The 18144-nt window shown below is 73.6% G+C and carries 19 protein-coding genes; 11 read left to right on the plus strand and 8 right to left on the minus strand.

All coding sequences use genetic code 11. The features are described from left to right. Positions 1-266: 266 nt before the first annotated feature. Positions 267-953, plus strand: coding sequence for a helix-turn-helix domain-containing protein (locus ACZ404_RS12350; protein ID WP_468438769.1), 687 nt, complete (start codon positions 267-269; stop codon positions 951-953). Here ACZ404_RS12350 and ACZ404_RS12355 read toward each other — a convergent pair. Then, positions 936-1334, minus strand: coding sequence for a VOC family protein (locus ACZ404_RS12355; RefSeq protein WP_468438771.1), 399 nt, complete (start codon positions 1332-1334; stop codon positions 936-938). The two genes, ACZ404_RS12350 and ACZ404_RS12355, sit on opposite strands and share 18 nt — an antisense overlap. A 148-nt stretch (positions 1335-1482) precedes the next feature. Here ACZ404_RS12355 and ACZ404_RS12360 point away from each other — a divergent pair, with 148 nt between their 5' ends. The 5 genes from ACZ404_RS12360 (at position 1483) to ACZ404_RS12380 (ending at position 6915) form a co-directional block, all read left to right on the plus strand. Then, the gene (locus tag ACZ404_RS12360) at positions 1483-2532 is read left to right on the plus strand and encodes a hypothetical protein (RefSeq protein WP_468438996.1); all 1050 of its coding nucleotides are present in this window, start codon (positions 1483-1485) and stop codon (positions 2530-2532) included. 196 nt (positions 2533-2728) lie between these two features. Next, complete coding sequence (gene helR / locus ACZ404_RS12365) at positions 2729-4894, plus strand: RNA polymerase recycling motor ATPase HelR (RefSeq protein ID WP_468438773.1); 2166 nt, start codon at positions 2729-2731, stop codon at positions 4892-4894. A gap of 86 nt (positions 4895-4980) precedes the next feature. Beyond that, the gene (locus ACZ404_RS12370) at positions 4981-5631 is read left to right on the plus strand and encodes a ThuA domain-containing protein (RefSeq protein ID WP_468438775.1); all 651 of its coding nucleotides are present in this window, start codon (positions 4981-4983) and stop codon (positions 5629-5631) included. A 160-nt stretch (positions 5632-5791) separates the two neighbouring features. Then, positions 5792-6655 (plus strand): isocitrate lyase/PEP mutase family protein, encoded by an 864-nt coding sequence (locus ACZ404_RS12375; protein WP_468438777.1) that lies wholly within the window; start codon positions 5792-5794, stop codon positions 6653-6655. Beyond that, on the plus strand, positions 6652-6915 hold the full coding sequence (locus tag ACZ404_RS12380) for a hypothetical protein (RefSeq protein WP_468438779.1): 264 nt from the start codon (positions 6652-6654) through the stop codon (positions 6913-6915). Before ACZ404_RS12375 ends, ACZ404_RS12380 begins: the two co-directional genes overlap by 4 nt. Positions 6916-7003: 88 nt before the next feature. On the opposite strand, the gene ACZ404_RS12385 is transcribed toward ACZ404_RS12380, so the two are convergent. Both ACZ404_RS12385 and ACZ404_RS12390 read right to left on the minus strand, forming a co-directional pair. Beyond that, on the minus strand, positions 7004-8053 hold the full coding sequence (locus tag ACZ404_RS12385) for a LacI family DNA-binding transcriptional regulator (protein ID WP_468438781.1): 1050 nt from the start codon (positions 8051-8053) through the stop codon (positions 7004-7006). Between the two features lie 200 nt (positions 8054-8253). After that, complete coding sequence (locus tag ACZ404_RS12390; RefSeq protein ID WP_468438783.1) at positions 8254-8499, minus strand: beta-xylosidase family glycoside hydrolase; 246 nt, start codon at positions 8497-8499, stop codon at positions 8254-8256. A 274-nt stretch (positions 8500-8773) separates the two neighbouring features. On the opposite strand from ACZ404_RS12390, the gene ACZ404_RS12395 reads away from it, so the two are divergent. After that, entirely contained in the window at positions 8774-10336 is a 1563-nt protein-coding gene (locus ACZ404_RS12395; protein ID WP_468438785.1) for a carboxylesterase/lipase family protein, read from the plus strand. A gap of 1 nt (position 10337) precedes the next feature. Here ACZ404_RS12395 and ACZ404_RS12400 read toward each other — a convergent pair whose 3' ends face one another. From ACZ404_RS12400 to ACZ404_RS12415, 4 genes are all read right to left on the minus strand, one after another. Continuing rightward, a complete protein-coding gene (locus ACZ404_RS12400; protein WP_468438787.1) occupies positions 10338-10574 on the minus strand; it encodes a substrate-binding domain-containing protein in 237 nt (78 codons plus the stop codon). Beyond that, positions 10571-11494, minus strand: a complete 924-nt coding sequence (gene mmuM / locus ACZ404_RS12405; protein WP_468438789.1) for a homocysteine S-methyltransferase — start codon at positions 11492-11494, stop codon at positions 10571-10573. The genes ACZ404_RS12400 and mmuM overlap by 4 nt, the downstream gene beginning before the upstream one ends. A 9-nt stretch (positions 11495-11503) precedes the next feature. After that, a complete protein-coding gene (locus tag ACZ404_RS12410; protein WP_468438791.1) occupies positions 11504-11803 on the minus strand; it encodes a hypothetical protein in 300 nt (99 codons plus the stop codon). A 136-nt stretch (positions 11804-11939) separates the two neighbouring features. Then, positions 11940-13619 (minus strand): rhamnogalacturonan lyase B N-terminal domain-containing protein, encoded by a 1680-nt coding sequence (locus ACZ404_RS12415; protein WP_468438793.1) that lies wholly within the window; start codon positions 13617-13619, stop codon positions 11940-11942. A gap of 189 nt (positions 13620-13808) precedes the next feature. Between ACZ404_RS12415 and ACZ404_RS12420 the strand changes: the two genes are divergently transcribed. The 3 genes from ACZ404_RS12420 to ACZ404_RS12430 all read left to right on the plus strand — a co-directional run bounded on the left by ACZ404_RS12420 (position 13809) and on the right by ACZ404_RS12430 (position 17041). Beyond that, entirely contained in the window at positions 13809-14888 is a 1080-nt protein-coding gene (locus ACZ404_RS12420; RefSeq protein WP_468438795.1) for a rhamnogalacturonan acetylesterase, read from the plus strand. Between the two features lie 71 nt (positions 14889-14959). After that, on the plus strand, positions 14960-16669 hold the full coding sequence (locus tag ACZ404_RS12425) for a DUF2264 domain-containing protein (protein WP_468438998.1): 1710 nt from the start codon (positions 14960-14962) through the stop codon (positions 16667-16669). A 63-nt stretch (positions 16670-16732) separates the two neighbouring features. Next, positions 16733-17041: a hypothetical protein gene (locus tag ACZ404_RS12430; RefSeq protein ID WP_468438797.1), complete on the plus strand. Its 309-nt coding sequence runs from the start codon at positions 16733-16735 to the stop codon at positions 17039-17041. Between the two features lie 40 nt (positions 17042-17081). Here ACZ404_RS12430 and ACZ404_RS12435 read toward each other — a convergent pair whose 3' ends face one another. Then, positions 17082-17624, minus strand: coding sequence for a HEAT repeat domain-containing protein (locus ACZ404_RS12435; RefSeq protein WP_468438799.1), 543 nt, complete (start codon positions 17622-17624; stop codon positions 17082-17084). Between the two features lie 130 nt (positions 17625-17754). Between ACZ404_RS12435 and ACZ404_RS12440 the strand changes: the two genes are divergently transcribed. Further along, on the plus strand, positions 17755-18123 hold the full coding sequence (locus tag ACZ404_RS12440) for a VOC family protein (protein ID WP_468438801.1): 369 nt from the start codon (positions 17755-17757) through the stop codon (positions 18121-18123). Positions 18124-18144: the final 21 nt, after the last annotated feature.

The following is an 18144-nucleotide window of genomic DNA, read 5'->3' on the forward strand; positions in this document are numbered from 1 at the left end:
CGCCTGCTCGTGCGCGCCCTGCCGCAGTCGTCGGCGGACCGGCCGGAGTGGTGGCGCGCCGTGCTCGACCACCGCCGCGCGTCCCGTCGCCCGAGGGGCGAGCGCGGGAAGGCGTCCCGGGCGGTGGCGGGAGCAGCCGCACCGCCGCGACCGGGGCACCGCCACCCCCCGCGGGACCACGACCCATGGGTCACGGCCCTCTCGCGCACAGGTGACACCCCGGCGGGACGGGCGGCCCCGCCCGTGAGCGGCGTAGCCTGGCGTGTGTGTACGAGGAGTGGCCGTCGCGGCTGACCGGTGCGGTGGTCTGGCGCCGTACGCCGGAGGACCCCGGCGCCCGGCCCGTGCTGCCGGACGGCTGCATGGACCTGCTGTTCAGCGACGGCCGGCTGCTGGTCGCCGGACCCGACACGCGGGCGTTCGTGCCCGAGGGGCCGCCCCGCGCCTGGGCCGGGATCCGGTTCTTCCCCGGCACGGCCCCCGCCCTGCTCGGCGTACCGGCGCATGAACTGCGCGACGCGCGCGTGGAGTTGGCCGAGCTGTGGCCGGACGCCCGGGTGCGGCGGCTGCGTGACCGTATCGAGGCGGCGCCCGACCCGGCGGCGGCCCTGGAGGACATCGCGCTGGACCGCGCCGCCGAGTCACCGGCGCCGGACCCGCTCCACCACCGGCTGGTCGAGTCCCTGCGGCAGGGCCGTACGGTGGCGGCGGCGGCCGGCGAACTGGGCCTCGGCACCCGCCAGTTGCACCGCCGCTGCCTGACCGCCTTCGGCTACGGCCCCAAGACCCTCGCCCGTGTCCTGCGCCTGCAGCGCGCCCTGGCCCTGGCCCGCTCCGGCGTTCCCTACGCCGAGACGGCGGCCCGTGCCGGGTACGCCGACCAGGCTCATCTCGCCCGTGACGTACGGGAGTTGGCGGGGCGGACGCTCGGCGAGCTACTCGCCGCCCAGTGACGCGAACAGGTCGACACCGTTGCCGTCGGGGTCGAGCACCGTCGCGTACCGCTGCCCCCAGAAGGCGTCCCACGGCTTCAGCTCCCCGTGGTACCCGGCGCCCACGAGGTCCTCGTACACGGCGTCGACCTCGGCGGGCGAGTCGCACCGGAAGGCGACCGAGACACGGCCCCCTCCATCCGGCGGCCGCCATCCGGCGTGAAAGGACCGGATGGTCTCCTCGGTGTCCAGGGCGAAGACCAGACCGCCGGGCAGCTCGGCGTCGACATGCGGCTGGTCCTCGGCGCCCTCGGGAAACACCAGCCCGAGACGGCGGTAGAAGGCGAGCGAGGCGGCCATGTCGGAGGCCACCACACCGATCACAGCGAATCGTGGAGTCATACGGCCACCGTAGGCACGCCCACCCCACCCGGTCTTGAAGAAATCGGACGCGGCGAGCCCGGCCGGCACACCGATAATCACTTGCCTCCGCCTTCCGCGCCCGCCAGGATCCGCCTGTTCGACGGTGGGGGAGTGGCTGTTGGCCGACATGTTCGTGTGCGTGGGGTGCGAGGCGGAGCTGACCGCCACGGTGTCCAGGGTCGCGCTTCCGGTGCGGGCCCATCAGAGTTACGGGCACGAGCTGCTGCCCGCGCTGATGGCGCAGGGGACGTACGCGGTCGACCCACAGCCCTGGGGCGGTCCCTGTCGGCCCTGGGCCGAGGTCGGCGAGGAGCAGGCCGCGCAGCGGGGCGTCTTTGCCCCGGTCCACCAGCTGTGCTTCGGGCCGCCGGGTGCGGTCGTCGTCGCGCCGGGCGACATCCGCGGCACCGTGCTGATTCCGGACCGGTGCGGCGGCTGCTGCTGCGGCGTGGACGGCAGGGACGGCCCCAACCTGGCCTGCGAGGGGTGCGGTCGGCCGGTGGCGACCCGTGTCGACGACTGCGGCCAATGGCAGACCGTGTGGCTGAAACCCACCGCCGTACGCCTCGTCCCCGGCCACCCGGAACGGATCACCGACTGGGAGACCCTGGTGACCCAGGGGGACAGCACGCCGCCGGTCGAGCAGCTCGGGTACTGGAGCCCCCAGTGGGAGGCGGCCGCCGGTGTGGCCCTGGCCCACCTGCTGGGGGCCTGCGAGGGCGTACGTGTGGACCTGCCCCCAGGACTCGTCACGGTCATGTTCGGCCGGGCGCTCGACACCCTGCTCCCGCCCGGCCGCCCGGCACGTACGGCGGCACTGGCGGGCCCGGGTCTGCCCGTTCCCGGTGCGGCGGCCCCCGGCATCGCGTTGGTGCCGGTGCACCCGCAGACCGGCGAGGCGTGGCGGCCGCCCCACGATCCGGCGACCGTACCGCTGCCCATCGACGTCTGGCTGGGACTCGCCTTCCCCGAGGAGCGCTCGCTGCTCCCGGTCACCGGCGGGCTGCCCCGCGACGTCCAGCGCGACGATCCGCTGCCCCTGCGGCCGCGGCAGCCGCTCCGGCCCGACCGGTCCCTGTTTCTGCGCACGCTCGCCAGGCTGCCTGCCGCCCGCCGGCCGTGGCTGCGCGCCGTCTACGACCGGGTGTTGGACCCGCGGGGTTTCTGGCTGCTCTGAACCCGACCCCCGTCGTCAGGTGGGCGGAAACAGTGAAGGCAAGGAGTTCGCCCACTCCTTGCCACTCTCAACGTATAGCGCACGGGGGGCCTTGCCGCAAGGCCCCCGTTGTGCTGCACAATCGTCGGCCCGAGCCAGGAACCGGCAGAAATGCGAGTGTCATCCCTACATGTGGTTTTCGAGCGGAGTCGATGACGTGAAGCCCCTGACCGCCGGCGCGTTCGACCTTCCCGACCGTCTCTCCCGCAAGGCCGACCCGGTGCTGATCGCCGGCGACGAGCGGCACTTCGCGGCCCTCGCGCAGTGCCTCGAGCAGTCCGTCACCGACCTGTCCGCCCGCCTCGAAGCCGCGCTCAAGGCGCCCGGCGGCAAGGGCCAGGAGGCGATGGACCGGGACCTGGAAGCGCACCGGCTGACCGCCCGTCTGCGCACCCTGCGCCGCTTCGGCCTGGACCTGTGCCTCGGACGCATGGTCCGCGCCGACGACCCCGAGCCGCTGTACATCGGCCGGCTCGGTCTCACCGACAGCGAGGGGCGCCGGCTGCTGCTCGACTGGCGGTCCCCGGCTGCCGCACCGTTCTTCGGGGCGACCCACGCCGACCCGATGGGCCTCGCCAGCCGCCGCAGGTACCGCTGGACCGACGGCCGGATCGGCGACTACTGGGACGAGGTGTTCACCGCCGACGCGCTCGACGGGCACGCCGCGCTCGACGACCAGTCCGCCTTCATCGCCAGTCTGGGCGGCAACCGGTCGGCCCGGATGCGCGACGTGCTCGCCACCATCCAGGCAGACCAGGACGCCGTCATCCGGGCGGGGTCGCGCGGCGCGCTCGTCGTCGACGGCGGCCCGGGCACCGGCAAGACGGTCGTCGCCCTGCACCGCACCGCCCACCTGCTGTACTCCGACCCGCGCCTCGGCCACCGGCGCGGCGGCGTGCTGTTCGTCGGGCCGCACCGGCCCTACCTGAACTACGTGTCCGACGTCCTGCCCAGCCTCGGCGAGGAGGGCGTGCAGACCTGCATCCTGCGGGACCTCGTCGCCGAGGGGGCCGCGGCGACGGCCGAGACCGACCCGGAGGTGGCCCGCCTGAAGTCGTCCGCCGATCTGGTGAGGGCGATCGAGACCGCCGTCCGGTTCTACGAGGAGCCGCCCGCCGAGGCGACGACGGTCACGACCGACTGGTGCGAGCTTCGGCTGAGTGCCGAGGACTGGGCCGAGGCCTTCCGGGCACCGGGCCCGAGCACGCCGCACAACGAGGCACGCGACCAGATCCGGGAGGAACTGGTCACCATCCTGTGGGACAAGTACGACCGCGCCGACGACGGCAGTGACGTCACGGTCGAGCAGTTCCGCGGATCGCTGCTGCGGGACAGGGAGTTGACCGAGACCCTGCACCGGGCCTGGCCGCTGCTCGAAGCGGCCGACCTCGTCGGCGACCTGTGGTCGGTGCCCGCCTACCTGCGGATGTGCGCTCCCTGGCTCGGCCGCGAGGAGGTGCGCAGGCTGCAGCGCGCCGAGCCGCAGGCCTGGACGGTGTCCGACCTGCCGCTCCTGGACGCGGCGCGGCAGCGGCTCGGCGACCCGGAAGCGTCCCGGCGCAGGCGCCGGCGGGAGGCCTCCGTCGCCGCCGAACGCGCCTACCGGGCGCAGGTCACCGAGAACCTGCTCAGGACCGACGACGACTGGGAAGGCATGCTGATGACGATGCTGACCGGACAGGATCTGCAGAACAGCCTGGTCGACGCGGACGCGCTGCCCGCCGGCGAACCCGACCTGCTCGCCGGCCCGTTCGCACACATCGTCGTGGACGAGGCCCAGGAACTGACCGACGCGGAGTGGCAGATGCTGCTGCAGCGCTGCCCGTCCCGCAGCTTCACCATCGTCGGCGACCGCGCCCAGGCCCGGCACGGGTTCACGGAGTCGTGGCGGGAGCGGCTCGAGCGGATCGGGCTCGACCGGATCGAGGTGGCCTCGCTGACCGTCAACTATCGGACGCCCGAGGAGATCATGGCGGAGGCCGAGCCGGTCATCCGGGCCGCGCTGCCGGACGCCAACGTGCCGACCTCCATCCGCAAGGGCCAGGTCCCCGTCCTTCACCGTCCGCTCGCGGACCGGGACGAGATCCTCGGCACCTGGCTCGCCGCGCACGCCGAGGGCATCGCCTGCGTCATCGGCGACCCCGCTTTCCGGGAGACGCCGCGCGTCCGCTCGCTCACCCCGGAGCTGTCGAAGGGGCTCGAGTTCGACCTGGTCGTTCTCGTCGACCCGCAGATGTTCGGCGAGGGCGTCGAGGGGGCGGTCGACCACTATGTGGCGATGACCCGGGCGACTCGGCAACTCGTCGTGCTCACCGGTCCCTGACCCGGTTCACCGACCCCGTTCCTCCGGCCGCCGCCGGAGGACGCACACGCGTGACTGCCGCCCGGTGAGCGGCGAGACTCGGGCGCATGACTCCCCGGCTGCTCGTCTTCACCCGCACCACCGGCTACCGCCACGACTCCATCCCGGCCGCCGTCGACGCCGTACGCGGGCTGGGGCGGTTCGCCGTCGAGCACAGCGAGGACCCGGCGGACCTCGAGCGGGCGCTCGACGGGTTCGCGGCCGTCGTCTTCCTCTCCACCAGCGGTGACGTGCTGACACTCGAAGGGCGCGGGCGGCTCGCCGGGTACGTGGAGTCGGGCGGCGGCTTCGCGGGCGTGCACGCGGCGGCCTGCACCGAGTACGGCCGGCCGTACCATGGCGAACTCCTCGGCGCCCGCTTCGTACGGCACCCGGCCTTCCAGCCCGGCAAGGCCGTCGTGGCGGACTCCGAGCACCCCGCGACCCGGCGGTTGCCCGCCGTCCGGGACTTCACGGACGAGTGGTACGACTTCGACGCCGGCCCGCGCGGCCGGGCACGGGTGCTGCTGCGCGCGGACGAGGCGTCGTACGAGGGCGGCGGGATGGGGGAGGACCACCCGCCGGCCTGGTGCCGCCGGCAGGGGGACGGACGGGTGTTCTACACGGCCCTCGGGCACGCCGCCGGCGCCTACCGTGATCCCGACTTCCTCGCCCACCTGAGCGGGGGTCTGGCCTGGGCGGCGCGGATGTCCGAGTGACGTTTCTGCGGTGAACCCGTTCGGCCATCGGAGTGAGTAAAGCTCGCGTAATTCGCCGGTCACGTGCGTACCCGGGAATGCTCTTGGCTTGGCAAAGGGCGTCGAGACGCGGCGGCCCCGATCCCGCCCCGCGTCACCCACCCACAGAAGGAGCCGGACCTTGACTTACGGGAAGAAGCTGCGCGAGCGGATCGCCGGGCCCGGGACCACACCGCTGATCGGCGTGTACGACATGTACTCGGCGTCGATCGCGGCCAAGCACTACGACGGGATGTTCGTCTCGGGCTTCGGCTTCGCGGCCTCGTACTACGGCCTGCCGGACATCGGTTTCATCGCCTGGCCGGACATGGTGGCCTTCGTCCAGCGGCTGCGGGGCGCGTTCCCGCACCACCATCTGCTGGTCGACATCGACGACGGGTACGTCGATCCCGAGGTCGCCTGTCACGTCGTCGAGGGCCTGGAGCGGATCGGTGCCTCCGGGGTGATCCTGGAGGACCAGAAGCGGCCCCGGCGCTGCGGGCACGCCGACGGCAAGCAGGTGCTGCCGCTGGAGGAGTACCTGGAGAAGCTGCACCGGGTGCTGCAGACGCGCAAGGACCTGGTGGTCGTCGCCCGTACGGACGCCACCGACGAGCACGACATCCTGCACCGCGCGGAGCGGCTCGCCGCGACCGACGCCGATGTGGTGCTGGTCGACGGGGTGCGCAGCGTGGCCTGGATCAAGCGGATCCGCGAGGTCGTCGGGGACAAGCCGCTGCTGTTCAACCAGATCGCCGGGGGCAAGTCGCCCCGGCTGTCGCTCGGCGAACTCTCCGACCTGGGGGTGGACGTGGCGATCTACAGCACACCCTGTCTGTTCGCCGCCCATGAGGCGATGGACTCCGCGCTCGCCGAACTCAAGTCCGCCGACGGCCGGCTGCCGCACGTGGATCCGGCGCGCGGGGTCGGGGTGGCGGCGTCGACCAGCCTGCTGGAGCGCAACATCGCGCCCGAGCGGCTGACGCCCGAGGGCGTGGGCGTGTGACGCGGGCCGACGGGCGCACCCCGGGCGGTGCCCGGGGGACCGGTGCCGTCCTCGCGGTGGCCGCGGCGCTGCTGACCGCCGGTGCCGGGTCCGCGGCCGCGACCGGCAGCCTGATCACCGTCATCGACAACTCGCGGGCGGACTCGATCCTCGAGGTCGACCGCACGGCCAACGTCCAGACCGGCAGCGGTACCGCCGGCAGCGACCACGACGGCAGCGCCGTCGACGTGGTGGAGGCGTTGGTCGGCTCCGCCGACTGACCCGGAGAGGACTGAGGCGGACTTCAGCAGGCGGCGGCCGGCCACCCCGTGCGGGAGGTGCCGGCCGCCGCCGTGGTGGGAGGGGGCCTCAACGGCCGGGGGGCGGCGCCGCCGTGCTGGCTCGGCGTATCAGGCGGGTCGACAGTTCGGTCCGGGTGCTCTCCGGGCGTTCGCCGTTCATCATCCGCACCAGCAGTCTGAAGGCCGTCGCCGCCATCTCCGACAGCGGCTGGCGGACCGTGGTCAGTGCCGGGGCGACCCAGCGGGCCTCGGGCAGGTCGTCGAAGCCGACCACGCTGAGGTCGTCCGGCACCCGCAGGCTCCGCTCGGCGAGCGCCGTGCAGACACCGAGCGCCATGCGGTCCGAGCAGACGAACACCGCCGTCGGCGGCTCGGGCAGATCCAGCAGCTCGTGCATGCGCAGCCGGGCCGTCTTCTCGTCGAACCCCGCGTACCGCACGTACTCGGCGCGGTGCCGCAGCCCGGCCGAGGCGAGCGCCGAGCGGTAGCCCGCCACCCGCGCGCTGCTGCACATCTTGCGCCGGTGCCCGGCGATCACCGCGATCCGCTCGTGCCCGAGCCCCAGCAGGTGTTCGGTCGCGCTCACCCCGCCCTGCCAGTTGGCGGCCCCCACCGACACGACGCCCGCCGGGGGTTCGTGCCCCGGGTCGATCATCACGTACGGGATGCGGTGGTGCTCCAGCCAGGAGTACTGCGCCGGGGACAGCTCCGCCAGGTTGAACAGCACGCCCGAGGAGCCGCGTGCCGTCAGCTTGTCGAGCCAGCCGCGCTCCGGCCGGTCGCCCCGGGCGCGGTTGAGGCCGGCCGAGACGACCACCTCCAGGCCCGCCTCGTACGCCGCCTCCTCCACGCCGTGCAGCACCGCGCCCGACCAGGAGCTCTCCAACGAGTGGACCACCAGGTCCACCAGGCCCGGCGCCTTCGCCGCGTCGAAGCGGGGTCTGCGCACGTAGCCGAGCCGGTCGAGCGCCTCCGTGACCCGGCGGCGGGTCTCGGGAGCCACGTCCTCCCGGCCGTTGACGACCTTCGACGCGGTCGGCACCGACACGCCCGCCTCGCGGGCCACCACCGCCAGCGTCGGCCCGGCCGTCACGCTCGCACTCCCCGCACGGACCATGGAAAACCCGCCTCTCCGGCCCGCCCGTGGGCCATCGAAAGTTGCGACCAACGCTGCCTCTGCGTCCTTCGCACCGATCATGCAGAAAGCGCTTCCTACGATAGATGCGCCTCAAGACGTCGGGAAGACATGGGAATTCGCGGGATCCGGGCGGGCCGTGCTTTCGAAACTCCGAACAGCGGCGGGGAGGTGAGGTGGCGTCACCGCTCACTCGGGGTGCAGACGAGCCGAAATCCGGTGAAGTCGGCGGTGAACGAGGCGTCCACCGGATCGACGGCGTGGATCGCGGCCCTCGCGCCGGTGAAGCGGAGCCGGGTGCCGTGGTCGTCGGAGAGCCGGGTGACGTCCAGGAGCGGGCCGACCGGGACGCGGGTGCCGGCGGCGACGTACCAGAACCGCGCCTCGCCGTCCGCCACGAGATGCGTCTCGTCCTCGTCGTGCGTCACCAGGCTGAGCACGGTCCGGCCGCCGCCCGCCACTGCCGGCCGTGCCGGCCCCCGCCCCCGGCCTCCGCCCAGGTCAGGTCCAGTGCGCAATACGCCGCCGTGCTGTACCAGAGCAGCAGCCCCGCCGCCGATCGACGACGTCACGCGGCTCGTCCACCGGCAGGGACGGCCTGAGCCGTCCGGCCGCCGGCCCGGTTTGTGCACGGGAATATACAAGGGCGACGCAGCGCTCTTGAAGAGACGGTGCACGAGCTCGGCGAAGGGCTGGTGGGCGATGACGGCAGACCGGACGGGCCCCGTGGTCAGAACGCCGCACGGGGCCGTACGCGGCCGCTACGAGCGGGGGATCGCGGTGTTCCGCGGCATCCCGTACGCCGCGCCGCCCTTCGGCCCCCGGCGGTTCCGCCCGCCCGGGGCGCCCGAGCCCTGGGACGGAGTGCGCGAGGCCGGCGCGTTCGGGCCGACGGCGCCGAAACCGCCGTACTCCGAGGCGTTCGCCCAGTATCTGTCCGACCCGGTCGTCCCCGGTGACGACTGCCTCAACCTCAACGTATGGACCCCCGAGCCGGGCCGCGGCGCCCGGCTCCCCGTCCTGGTCTGGCTTCACGGCGGCGCCCTGACCAGGGGTTCCTCCGCCGTTCCGGTGTACGACGGCCGTACTTTCGCCCGGGACGGGGTCGTCTTCGTCTCGGTCAACTACCGACTGGGGGTGGAGGGCTACGGACTGTTCCCGGACGCGCCGCCCAACCCCGGCCTGCGCGACCAGTTCGCCGCCCTGCGATGGGTCCACGAGGCGATAGCGGCCTTCGGCGGCGACCCGGACCGCATCACCCTGTGCGGACAGTCGGCCGGCGCCATCAGCACCGGCGTCCTGCTCGCCGCACCCCAGACCCAGGGCCTGATCCGGCGGGCGGTGCTGCAGAGCGGCCCGCCGGAGGTCTCGGAGCGCGACAAGGTACGGCGGATGGTGCGCCGCATGGCCGCGCGGCTGAAGATCCCCGCCACCGCCGAGGCCTTCGCCGCCGTCGACCGCGACCTGCTGCTGCGCACCCAGGCGGAGATCGGCCGGCTCAGCAGCCCCGTGCTGGGCGGCCCCGCCTTCGGCATCGTCGTCGACGGCGACCTCGTGCCCCGCGACCCGCTCAGGGCCCTGACCGAGGGCGGGGCCGCGCGGGACGTCCCGCTGCTCATGGGCTGGACCCGGGACGAGTACCGGCTGTGGCTGGTGCCCGGCGGGCTGCTCGAGCGCGTCGACCGGCTCGGCCCGGTCGCCCTGGCCGGCGCCATGGCCCGCTGCCACGCCGGCGCCGAGGTGCCGCGCGGCTACCGCACCCTCCACCCCGACGCCGGCACCGCCGAGATCGTCGGACAGATGGTCACCGACCACCTCCTCCGGATCCCCCTGCGGCGGCTCGCCGACGCCCGGCCCGCCGGCAGCCACCTCTACGAGTTCGCCTGGCCGTCCCGCCGCCCGGACCTCGGTTCCTGCCATGCCCTCGAACTCGGGTTCGTCTTCGACTCCGGCGAGGTTCCGGAGTCGACCCGGCTGGCCGGCGAGGGCGCCCCGCAGGAACTCGCCGACGCGATGCACGGGGCCTGGGTCCGGTTCGCGGAGACCGGGGACCCCGGCTGGCCGGCCTGGGACGCCTCGCACCCGGTACGGATCTTCGGCGACGGTGCGCCGTACACCGCGCACGGTCCCCGGGACGCGGAGTTCGCCCTCTGGCCGGCCGCCGCGGTCCCGGAACCGGCCGCCGCCGACATCCGCGCCCCGGGAGCGGAACTCGCCTCGGCGGTACGGCGCCTGCGCCGCACCGTGGGAGCCAGGCGCCGCTGACTCAGCCGGCCACCGCCGCCACCGAGTCCCGCACCACCACATGCGTGCCCAGCAGCAGATGCTCTTCGGCCGAGTCGGCGGTGTGCCCCAGAGCCGTCCGCACCGCCGGCCGGCCCCGCTCCTCGTACGGCACGTGCACGGTGGTCGGGGCCGGGCCCAGGTCACGGGCGAACGGGAGGCCGTCGTAGCCCGCCGGCGACACGTCCCAGCCGGTGCGCGGCTCCGCTCCGCTGCTCACACCGCCCGAGCGAGGGAGGCGATCCCCTCGGGCCCCACCCGGCAACAACCCCCCACCAACCGGGCCCCCGCTGCCACCCACCCCCGCACCTGCCCGGCCTCGAAGGTGCTCCGCCCCCGCCAGGCCCGAGCCCCCGCGTCCCACGCCTCCCCACTGTTCGGGTAGACGACGACCGGCTTGCCGGTCACCTCCGCGGCGACGCCGACCGCATACTCCACATCCTCCGGCGCACAGCAGTTCACCCCCACGGCGACGACCTCGTCCACCTCGGCGGCCGGCGCGAACGCCTCCGACAGCGGCTGCCCCGCCCGTGTGTGCCGCCCCTCGACGGTGTACGACAGCCACGCCGGCACCCCCAGCCCCCGCACCGCCCGCAGCAGCGCCTGAGCCTCCTGCGCGTCCGGCACGGTCTCCAGCGCCAGCACGTCGGGCGCGGCGGCGGCCAGCACCTCCATGCGGGGCCGGTGGAACCGCTCCAGCTCCGCCACGCTCAGCCCGTACCGGCCCCGGTACTCGGACCCGTCCGCGAGCATCGCCCCGTACGGCCCGACCGACGCCGCCACCCACAGCGGCCGGGCGGCCCCGGTCTCCCGCGCCCGCCGGGCCGCCTCACGGGCCAGGTCCACGCTCAGCGCCAGCAGCCGCTCCGCCTCCGCGCGGCCGATGCCGCGCCGGGCGAACCCCTCGAAGGTGGCCTGGTAGCTGGCGGTGATCGCCACGTCGGCGCCCGCCGTGAAGTAGGCGAGGTGGGCCTCGGTGACGGCCTCGGGCCGCTCGGCGAGCAGCCGCGCCGACCACAGCTCGTCGCTCAGGTCGTGCCCGGCCGACTCGAGCTGGTTGGACATGCCGCCGTCGAGTACCAGCGTTCCGGCGGCGAGTGCTTCGGCGAGGCTGGGGGAGGTGGTGTTGCCGCTGCTCATGTCATGACGCTAGTCCACGCCGTGCGCCGCGTGCCGCCCGCCCCGGCGGCGTCCGGTGCCGGGGCGGCGCCTGCGCCGGGTCATGGGGAACGCCAGGGCGCACAGCAGACCGGCCGCGAGGGCGTACGGCCACCAGCCGAAGCCGTCGGACTCGCTGCTCGCGCTGTGGGTGCCGATGTTCCGTGGGCCGGGCGAGGACGCGGCGGGGGCGGCCTTCGCCGTCGCGCGGCCGGAGGTGGCGGTGAGGACGACGTCGTTGCCGTCGCCGCCCCGGTAGGTCATCCGGTGGACGGTGTCGGCGAGCTTCAACTGGAGAGATGGCTGCGCACGCCTCGGAGACGGAGCGGCCGGCGCACCGATAAGAAATTCGCGCCGGATCACGCTCCCGGGAGAAATCGCCACCGCGATCACGACCTGCCCGACAGCCCCACGCGCGGGAGACGAGTCAGGCCAGCAGGTCGATCGCGTCGATCGAGGTGCCCGCGCTCAGATAGGACGTCGTCCCCGAACCGCTCACCACATGGATCTTCAGCGTGTTGTAGGCGCCGGCGTCCGTCAGCCAGGCGGAGGCCGGGACGCTGTAGGTGAACGTGTGGTTGTTGCCCCGGTACGAGCCCACGGTCAGCGACCGGGTGCTCGGCTGGGCGGGCGGGGAGGGAACGGCGGACGTCCAGGTGTCGTTGACGACCACCTGCGGGCGGCCGTTGGCGTACGCCGTCGTCACACCGATGCGCAGGGTGTGCGCGGCGGCGGCCTGGGCGGCCGTCAGCCGGAAGTACACGACGAGGCCGCTGTTGACGTCCTTCCACAGGTAGCAGGGAAAGGCGGAGGTCTCGCTGCCGCTGCCGATCACCACGTTGCCGGTCCAGGACGCGGCCCGGACGTCCGAGGGGTGCGCGTACGTCATCAGGTCCGCGTTCTTGAGCCCGCCCGGTGTGCCGTCCCAGTCGCCGATCCGCCAGATCGCGCTCGCGTGCGACGGGTCGTTGGAGGACGGGATCGTGAGGGTGTTCAGGGTCGTCGTCCCGCCCGCGGACACGCTCACCGAGGTGCTGTACACGGCCAGCTCACCCTTGTGCACGGTCAGCGTGTACGCCCCCGGCAGCACGCCCGCGAGGGAGAAGTAGCCGTCCGAGGAGCGGGCCGAAGCCCAGTACTGCGCGGCGGAGTTGGCGAGCCCCACCGTGTACGGCCGGCTCGTGTCGCGCCCCGCGATCCCGACGCCCGTGACCTTCCCGCGCCCGCTCGCCGGGACGTACCCGGCGATGCCGAGCGAGTCCGCCCACGGGGTGGTGAGGTTGCCGTGGTACAGCGCCGAGGAGGGGGCGCCGCCGTCGGTGAAGGCGATGACGTACGGGCCCTGGAGGCCGAAGCGCTGCGCCTCGGTCTGGTTCTCGCCGTAGTACAGGATCTCGTACAGGCCGCCGCCGTCCGCGCTCTGGTGGCGCAGCAGGGAGCGGTAGAACGGGCCGCCGGACGCCTTCTCGTGGTTGCTGCGCACGACCCACAGGCCGACTCCGCCACTGCTCCAGCCGATGTAGTCGTAGTCCATGACGCGCCGCCGGGAGTAGTGCTTGGAGCGGGTCCGGCCGTCGGACTTCGCGAACACGTCGGCGGACTCGATGGTGGTGGGCGCGCAGGTGTACGAGTCGGGCTCGTCGTTGAGGAACCTGCCCGCCTTCACGCGCACGATGTAGCGGGTCGCGGAGACCGAGTCGTCGGCCTTGTTGGTCCACAGGTAGACGTTGTTCTCGCCGCTGCGGGCCGCGTAGTAGTGCCGCAGCGTGCCGTGGGTGACCGAGACGAGGACGGTCGAGCCCGACTGCTTGACGCCGACGGCCGACGCGCCGAGGCCGGACTCGATGTGCGAGTTCTTGCCGCCGTAGCCCTGGTACTCGGTGCCCTTGTAGACCAGCGAGGTCAGGTCGCCGGTGGACTTGCTGACCTTGAACACGAGGCTCGCGCCGGTGTCGACGACGTAGTTCGAGCCGTCGTCCGACCAGCCGAAGGACGCGGCCGAGGCGGCGGGGGCGAACGGACCGGCGAGGGCCGCCGATCCGGCGCCGGCCGCGGCGCCGAGCACGAAGGTACGGCGTCCGACCGAGTGGCTCGGAGTTTCGGACATGGGGGTGCCTCCTCCGGAAGCGGTGTGGGGGTGCGGGTGTTGGCAGGGTGACAGTTGAATCGACTTCGCGAAAGGGCTTTCACGCGTGGAGCGTTGAGGGCCTCGGGAAATCCGTGCAGGGACTGGAAAGCGCTTGCAGATTGGGGGTACCGTCCAGCCGCCACCTTGTCGGCGGACGGAGGAGCCCGAGTGAGACGTTTCAGCATCGGCCTGCTGGCGGCGGTCACCCTGAGCGGTGCGCTGACGGCCGCACCCGCTCAGGCGCACGACCGGACCCCACCCCTGGGCATCGACCACTGCACCGCCACCGCCTGCCACTTCGACGTCCCGCCGGGCACCTACGACGTGACCGTGCGCCTCGGCGGACCGGCCGCCTCCGCCACCGCGATCAGCGGTGAGACCCGCCGCTCACTGCTGCCGGAGACCGCCGTCGCGGCGGGCGAGCACCTCACCCGCAGCTTCACCGTCAACGTCCGCACCCCCGAGGGTGAACCCACCGGCCCCGACGGCACCCCCGGCCTGGACCTCGCCCTCGGCGGCTCCGCGCCCGCCCTCGCCGGCATCCGGGTCACCCCCGCCCTCGCCCACGCTCGAATCCGCTCGCGCGGGGGGACCCCCATCGCCCGGCAGATCATCCTGATCGGCGACTCCACCGTCTGCGACCAGCCCGGCGCCCCGTACTCCGGCTGGGGCCAGCAGCTCCCGCAGTACCTGGGCAAGGGCCTGTCCGTGGCCAACTACGCCGACTCCGGCGAGAGCACGGTCACCTATCTGCAGAACCCCCTGCTCTGGGCCACCGTCCAGCCGCTGATCCACCGCGGTGACCTGGTCCTCGTCCAGCTCGCCCACAACGACAAGACCACCGACGAGCCGACCTACCGGGCCGACCTGGAGGCACTGGTCGCCGGCATCCGGGCGCGCGGCGGCGAGCCGGTGCTCGTCACGCCCGTCGTGCGCCGCTGGTTCAACGCCGACGGCACCCTGAACAACGACACCGCCCTGCTGGTCAACGGCCTCGGTGTCGACCACCCCGCCGTCATCCGCTCCGTGGCCGCCGCCGAGCACCTCCCGCTGATCGACCTCACCGCCCGGACGAAGGCACTGGTGGAGTCGCTCGGCGTGGAGGGCTCCAAGGCGATCTACCTCTACAACGAGAAGCGGGACAACACGCACACCTCCGCGCACGGCGCCACCGTCTACGCGGGACTCGTCCGCGACGAACTCCTCGCCCAGCACCTGGTGCCCAGGGGCAAGGTGCGGGTGGGATAGAGACCCGGGGCGCCCCGACCTGAACCGGGGCGCCCCGGGCACCGCGCAAGGAAGGAAACGCCACCGCCGTGATCGACCTGCCCGCCGAGGACCGTGCGTCCAGCCCGCACACCGGCTACACCCGCGCCCACTGGGAGGCCGCCGCGGACGCGCTGCTCGCCGCCGTCGAGCCGTACGCCACCGCCGACCAGGCGCTGTACCACCTGCCCGGTGAGCGCGAGAGCTGGTCCGGCCGTCTCTCCGACGGGCTGGAGGGTTACGCACGCACCCTGCTGCTCGCGGCCTTCCGCCGTGACGAGAGCGCGCTCGGCCGCTACGCCGAGGGGCTCGCCGCGGGCACCGCGGGCGTCTGGCCCCGCATCGAGGACCGCGGCCAGCCCCTGGTCGAGGCCGCCTCGATCGCCCTCGCCCTGCGGCTGACCCGCCCGCTGCTGTGGGACCGCCTGGACGAGGGCGTACGGCAGCGGGCGGCGGCCTGGCTCGCCGACGCCCTCACCGCCGCACCCTGGCCGTGCAACTGGGAGCTGTTCCCGGTCACCGTCGGCGGCTTCCTCGAGGAGATCGGCCACCGCCCGGAAGCGGCCCGCAAGGCGGTCGACCAGGGTCTGGAGCGCATCGAGCAGTGGTACGTCGGCGACGGCTGGTACACCGACGGCGACGGCCGCAAGTTCGACCACTACAACGGCTGGGCCATGCACCTCTACCCGGTGCTGCACGCCTGGCTGGCCGGCGACCCCGCTCTGCTCGACCTCTACGGCGGCCGCCTCGAGGCCCACCTCGCCGACTACGCCCGCCTGTTCGGCGCCGACGGAGCCCCGATGCGCCAGGGCCGCTCGCTGACCTACCGTTTCGCGACGACGGCCCCGCTGTGGCTGGGCGCGCTGACGGGGCGTACGCCGCTGGCACCGGGGGAGACCCGGCGGCTGGCCTCGGGGGCGCTGAAGCACTTCCTCGACCGGGGCGCGGTCGACGAGCGGAACCTGCTGACCCTCGGCTGGCACGGCCCCGACGAGGCGGTGCTGCAGGGATACTCCGGCCCCGCCTCCCCCTACTGGGCGAGCAAGGGCTTCCTCGGCCTGCTGCTGCCGCCGGAGCACGCGGTGTGGACGGCCACCGAACAGCGGGGCCCGGTGGAGCGCGGGGACGCGGTGACGGGGATCCGGGGTCCCAACTGGCTGCTGCAGTCGACGCGCGCGGACGGCGTGGTCCGCCTGCACAACCACGGCAGCGAGGACGTCCGTTACGACCCGTACTACACGCGGCTGGCCTACTCGACGGTGACGGCACCCACGGCCCGGTACGACAACAGCGTGATCGTCGACGGCGACCCGGCCCGCACGGACATCGTGCCGCTCGGCACCGGCGACGGCTGGGCCGCCTCCCGGCACACGGTCCGGGACGGCATCACGGTGACCAGCCTGGTCGTGGCCGAGGGGGCGGTCGAGGTACGGGCACATCTGGTCGCGGGAGCGGCTCCGGGAACGCCGGTGCGGGTGACGGGCTGGGCGGCGGGCGAGGGCGTACGGGCCGAACTGGCCGCGGCCGTAGGCCTGTCGGAAGAACTCGAGGGCGTCACGGGCGCGGGGGCCACGCTCTTCGTCGCCCTCGCCCGGCTCACCGCCGAGCCGGACCCCCCGCCCCTCACGGACCTGGTGACCGTGGAGGAGCAGGAGGATCACGGGCTGGTGGTGCACTGGGCGGCAGGCCCGCCGAAGGCCTTCCGGTTCAGGGCGTCGGACGGGCGATCCGCAGGCGCGTCGTGGTCGGTGACGCCCCGGTGAGCGTGGAGTCCTTCAGGACCACGACGTGACCGGCGATCCGCGCGCTCAACCACACCTGCTGCGGTGGGTGTGGACTCGGCACCCGAGTCCACGCCCGGCCCGGTCGAACGCTGCGCCCGTGATGCCGACGCGGAGGTGCGCTACCGCGCGGCCGTCGACCCGCGTCTGTCGCCGGCTGCCGCCGCCCGCCTCCTGGAGGACCCCCGCGAACACATCCGCGGCGCGGCAGCCCGCCACCCGCACCTCCCGGCCCGGCTCCTGACCTGGCTCCTGCGCACCGGCGCAGCGGAAACAGCCGCTCGGAACCCGGCACTGCCGGCCTCGGTCGTGGACCGGATGGTGGAGCGGATGGGCCCGCCCTTCACCGGGTGAGCCGGGCGATCACTATCACGAGTGGGTGGTGGTGGCCCCGTCACCCGTGGCCGCCCGGCGCGGTGCGTGCGTAGATGGTTCCGCCGGGGATGTACCAGCCGGTCTTCTTGCGGACCGCCGGGCTCGGGTCATGGGTGTGCGATGTCCGCAGCGCGGTGAGGGCGCGGGCATCGGTGTGGGCGAACTTGCCGACGAGTTCGGCGGCCATGGCGCGGACATGCGGGTCCGGGTCGTGGGCCAGGTGGCTCAGGGCGGGTTCGAGGACGCGGTCCGCGCCTGGTGCGCAGGTGTCGCCCTTGCACCGGTCGCAGGCGAGGGCGTGGAAGGCCGCGATCCTGACCCGGGCGTCGGGGTCCTCGGCCATGGTGACGAGCGCGTCCATGGAGTCGGTGTCGACCAGATGGTCGAGGAGGCGGCAGCAGCCCTCGCGGACTGCCGGGTTCTCGTGGCGAAGGCCGGCGCGGATGGCGCTCGTCGCGTCGTGGCCGCGCCGGAGCAGGGCGCGGTGGGCGGCGACGGCGCGCTGCGGGTCGCCCAGGCAGGAGACGAGGGCTTCGTTGTCGGTTCTGGCGAATCCGAGCATGGGCTCAGTGTCGAACCGGGCCCGGGAGGAGGGCAACGGCATTTCCCCCGCGGCCGAAGAGGCCCGAAGAGCAGAGCGTGCCGCTGGGGTTGCCTTGCCCTGCGTGCGGTGAGGTCAGGAGAATCCCCGTATGGCTTCCAGGATCCGGCATGTGACGGTGGACTGCGCCGACCCCCATGCCCTCGGCAGCTTCTGGTCCCGTGTGCTGGAGTTGCCGCTGCACGAGGACGATCACCCCGGGGACCCGGCGGCGCTGATCGAGGGGGCGGGTCTGCTGTTCGTCGCCGTGCCGGAGGCCAAGACCGTCAAGAACCGGGTGCATCTCGATCTGCAGCCGCAGGACCGCAGCCGGGACGAGGAGGTCGAGCGGCTGCTCGGCCTCGGGGCGACGCTGGTCGCCGACCGGCGCAACGCCGACGGGACCGGGTGGGCGCTGCTCGCCGATCCCGAGGGCAATGAGTTCTGTGTGGAGCGCAGCGCGGCCGAACGCGGGGAGTGAGGCGACCGGGGCCCCGGCCAT

Source organism: Streptomyces sp. NPDC030798 (genome assembly GCF_055572275.1).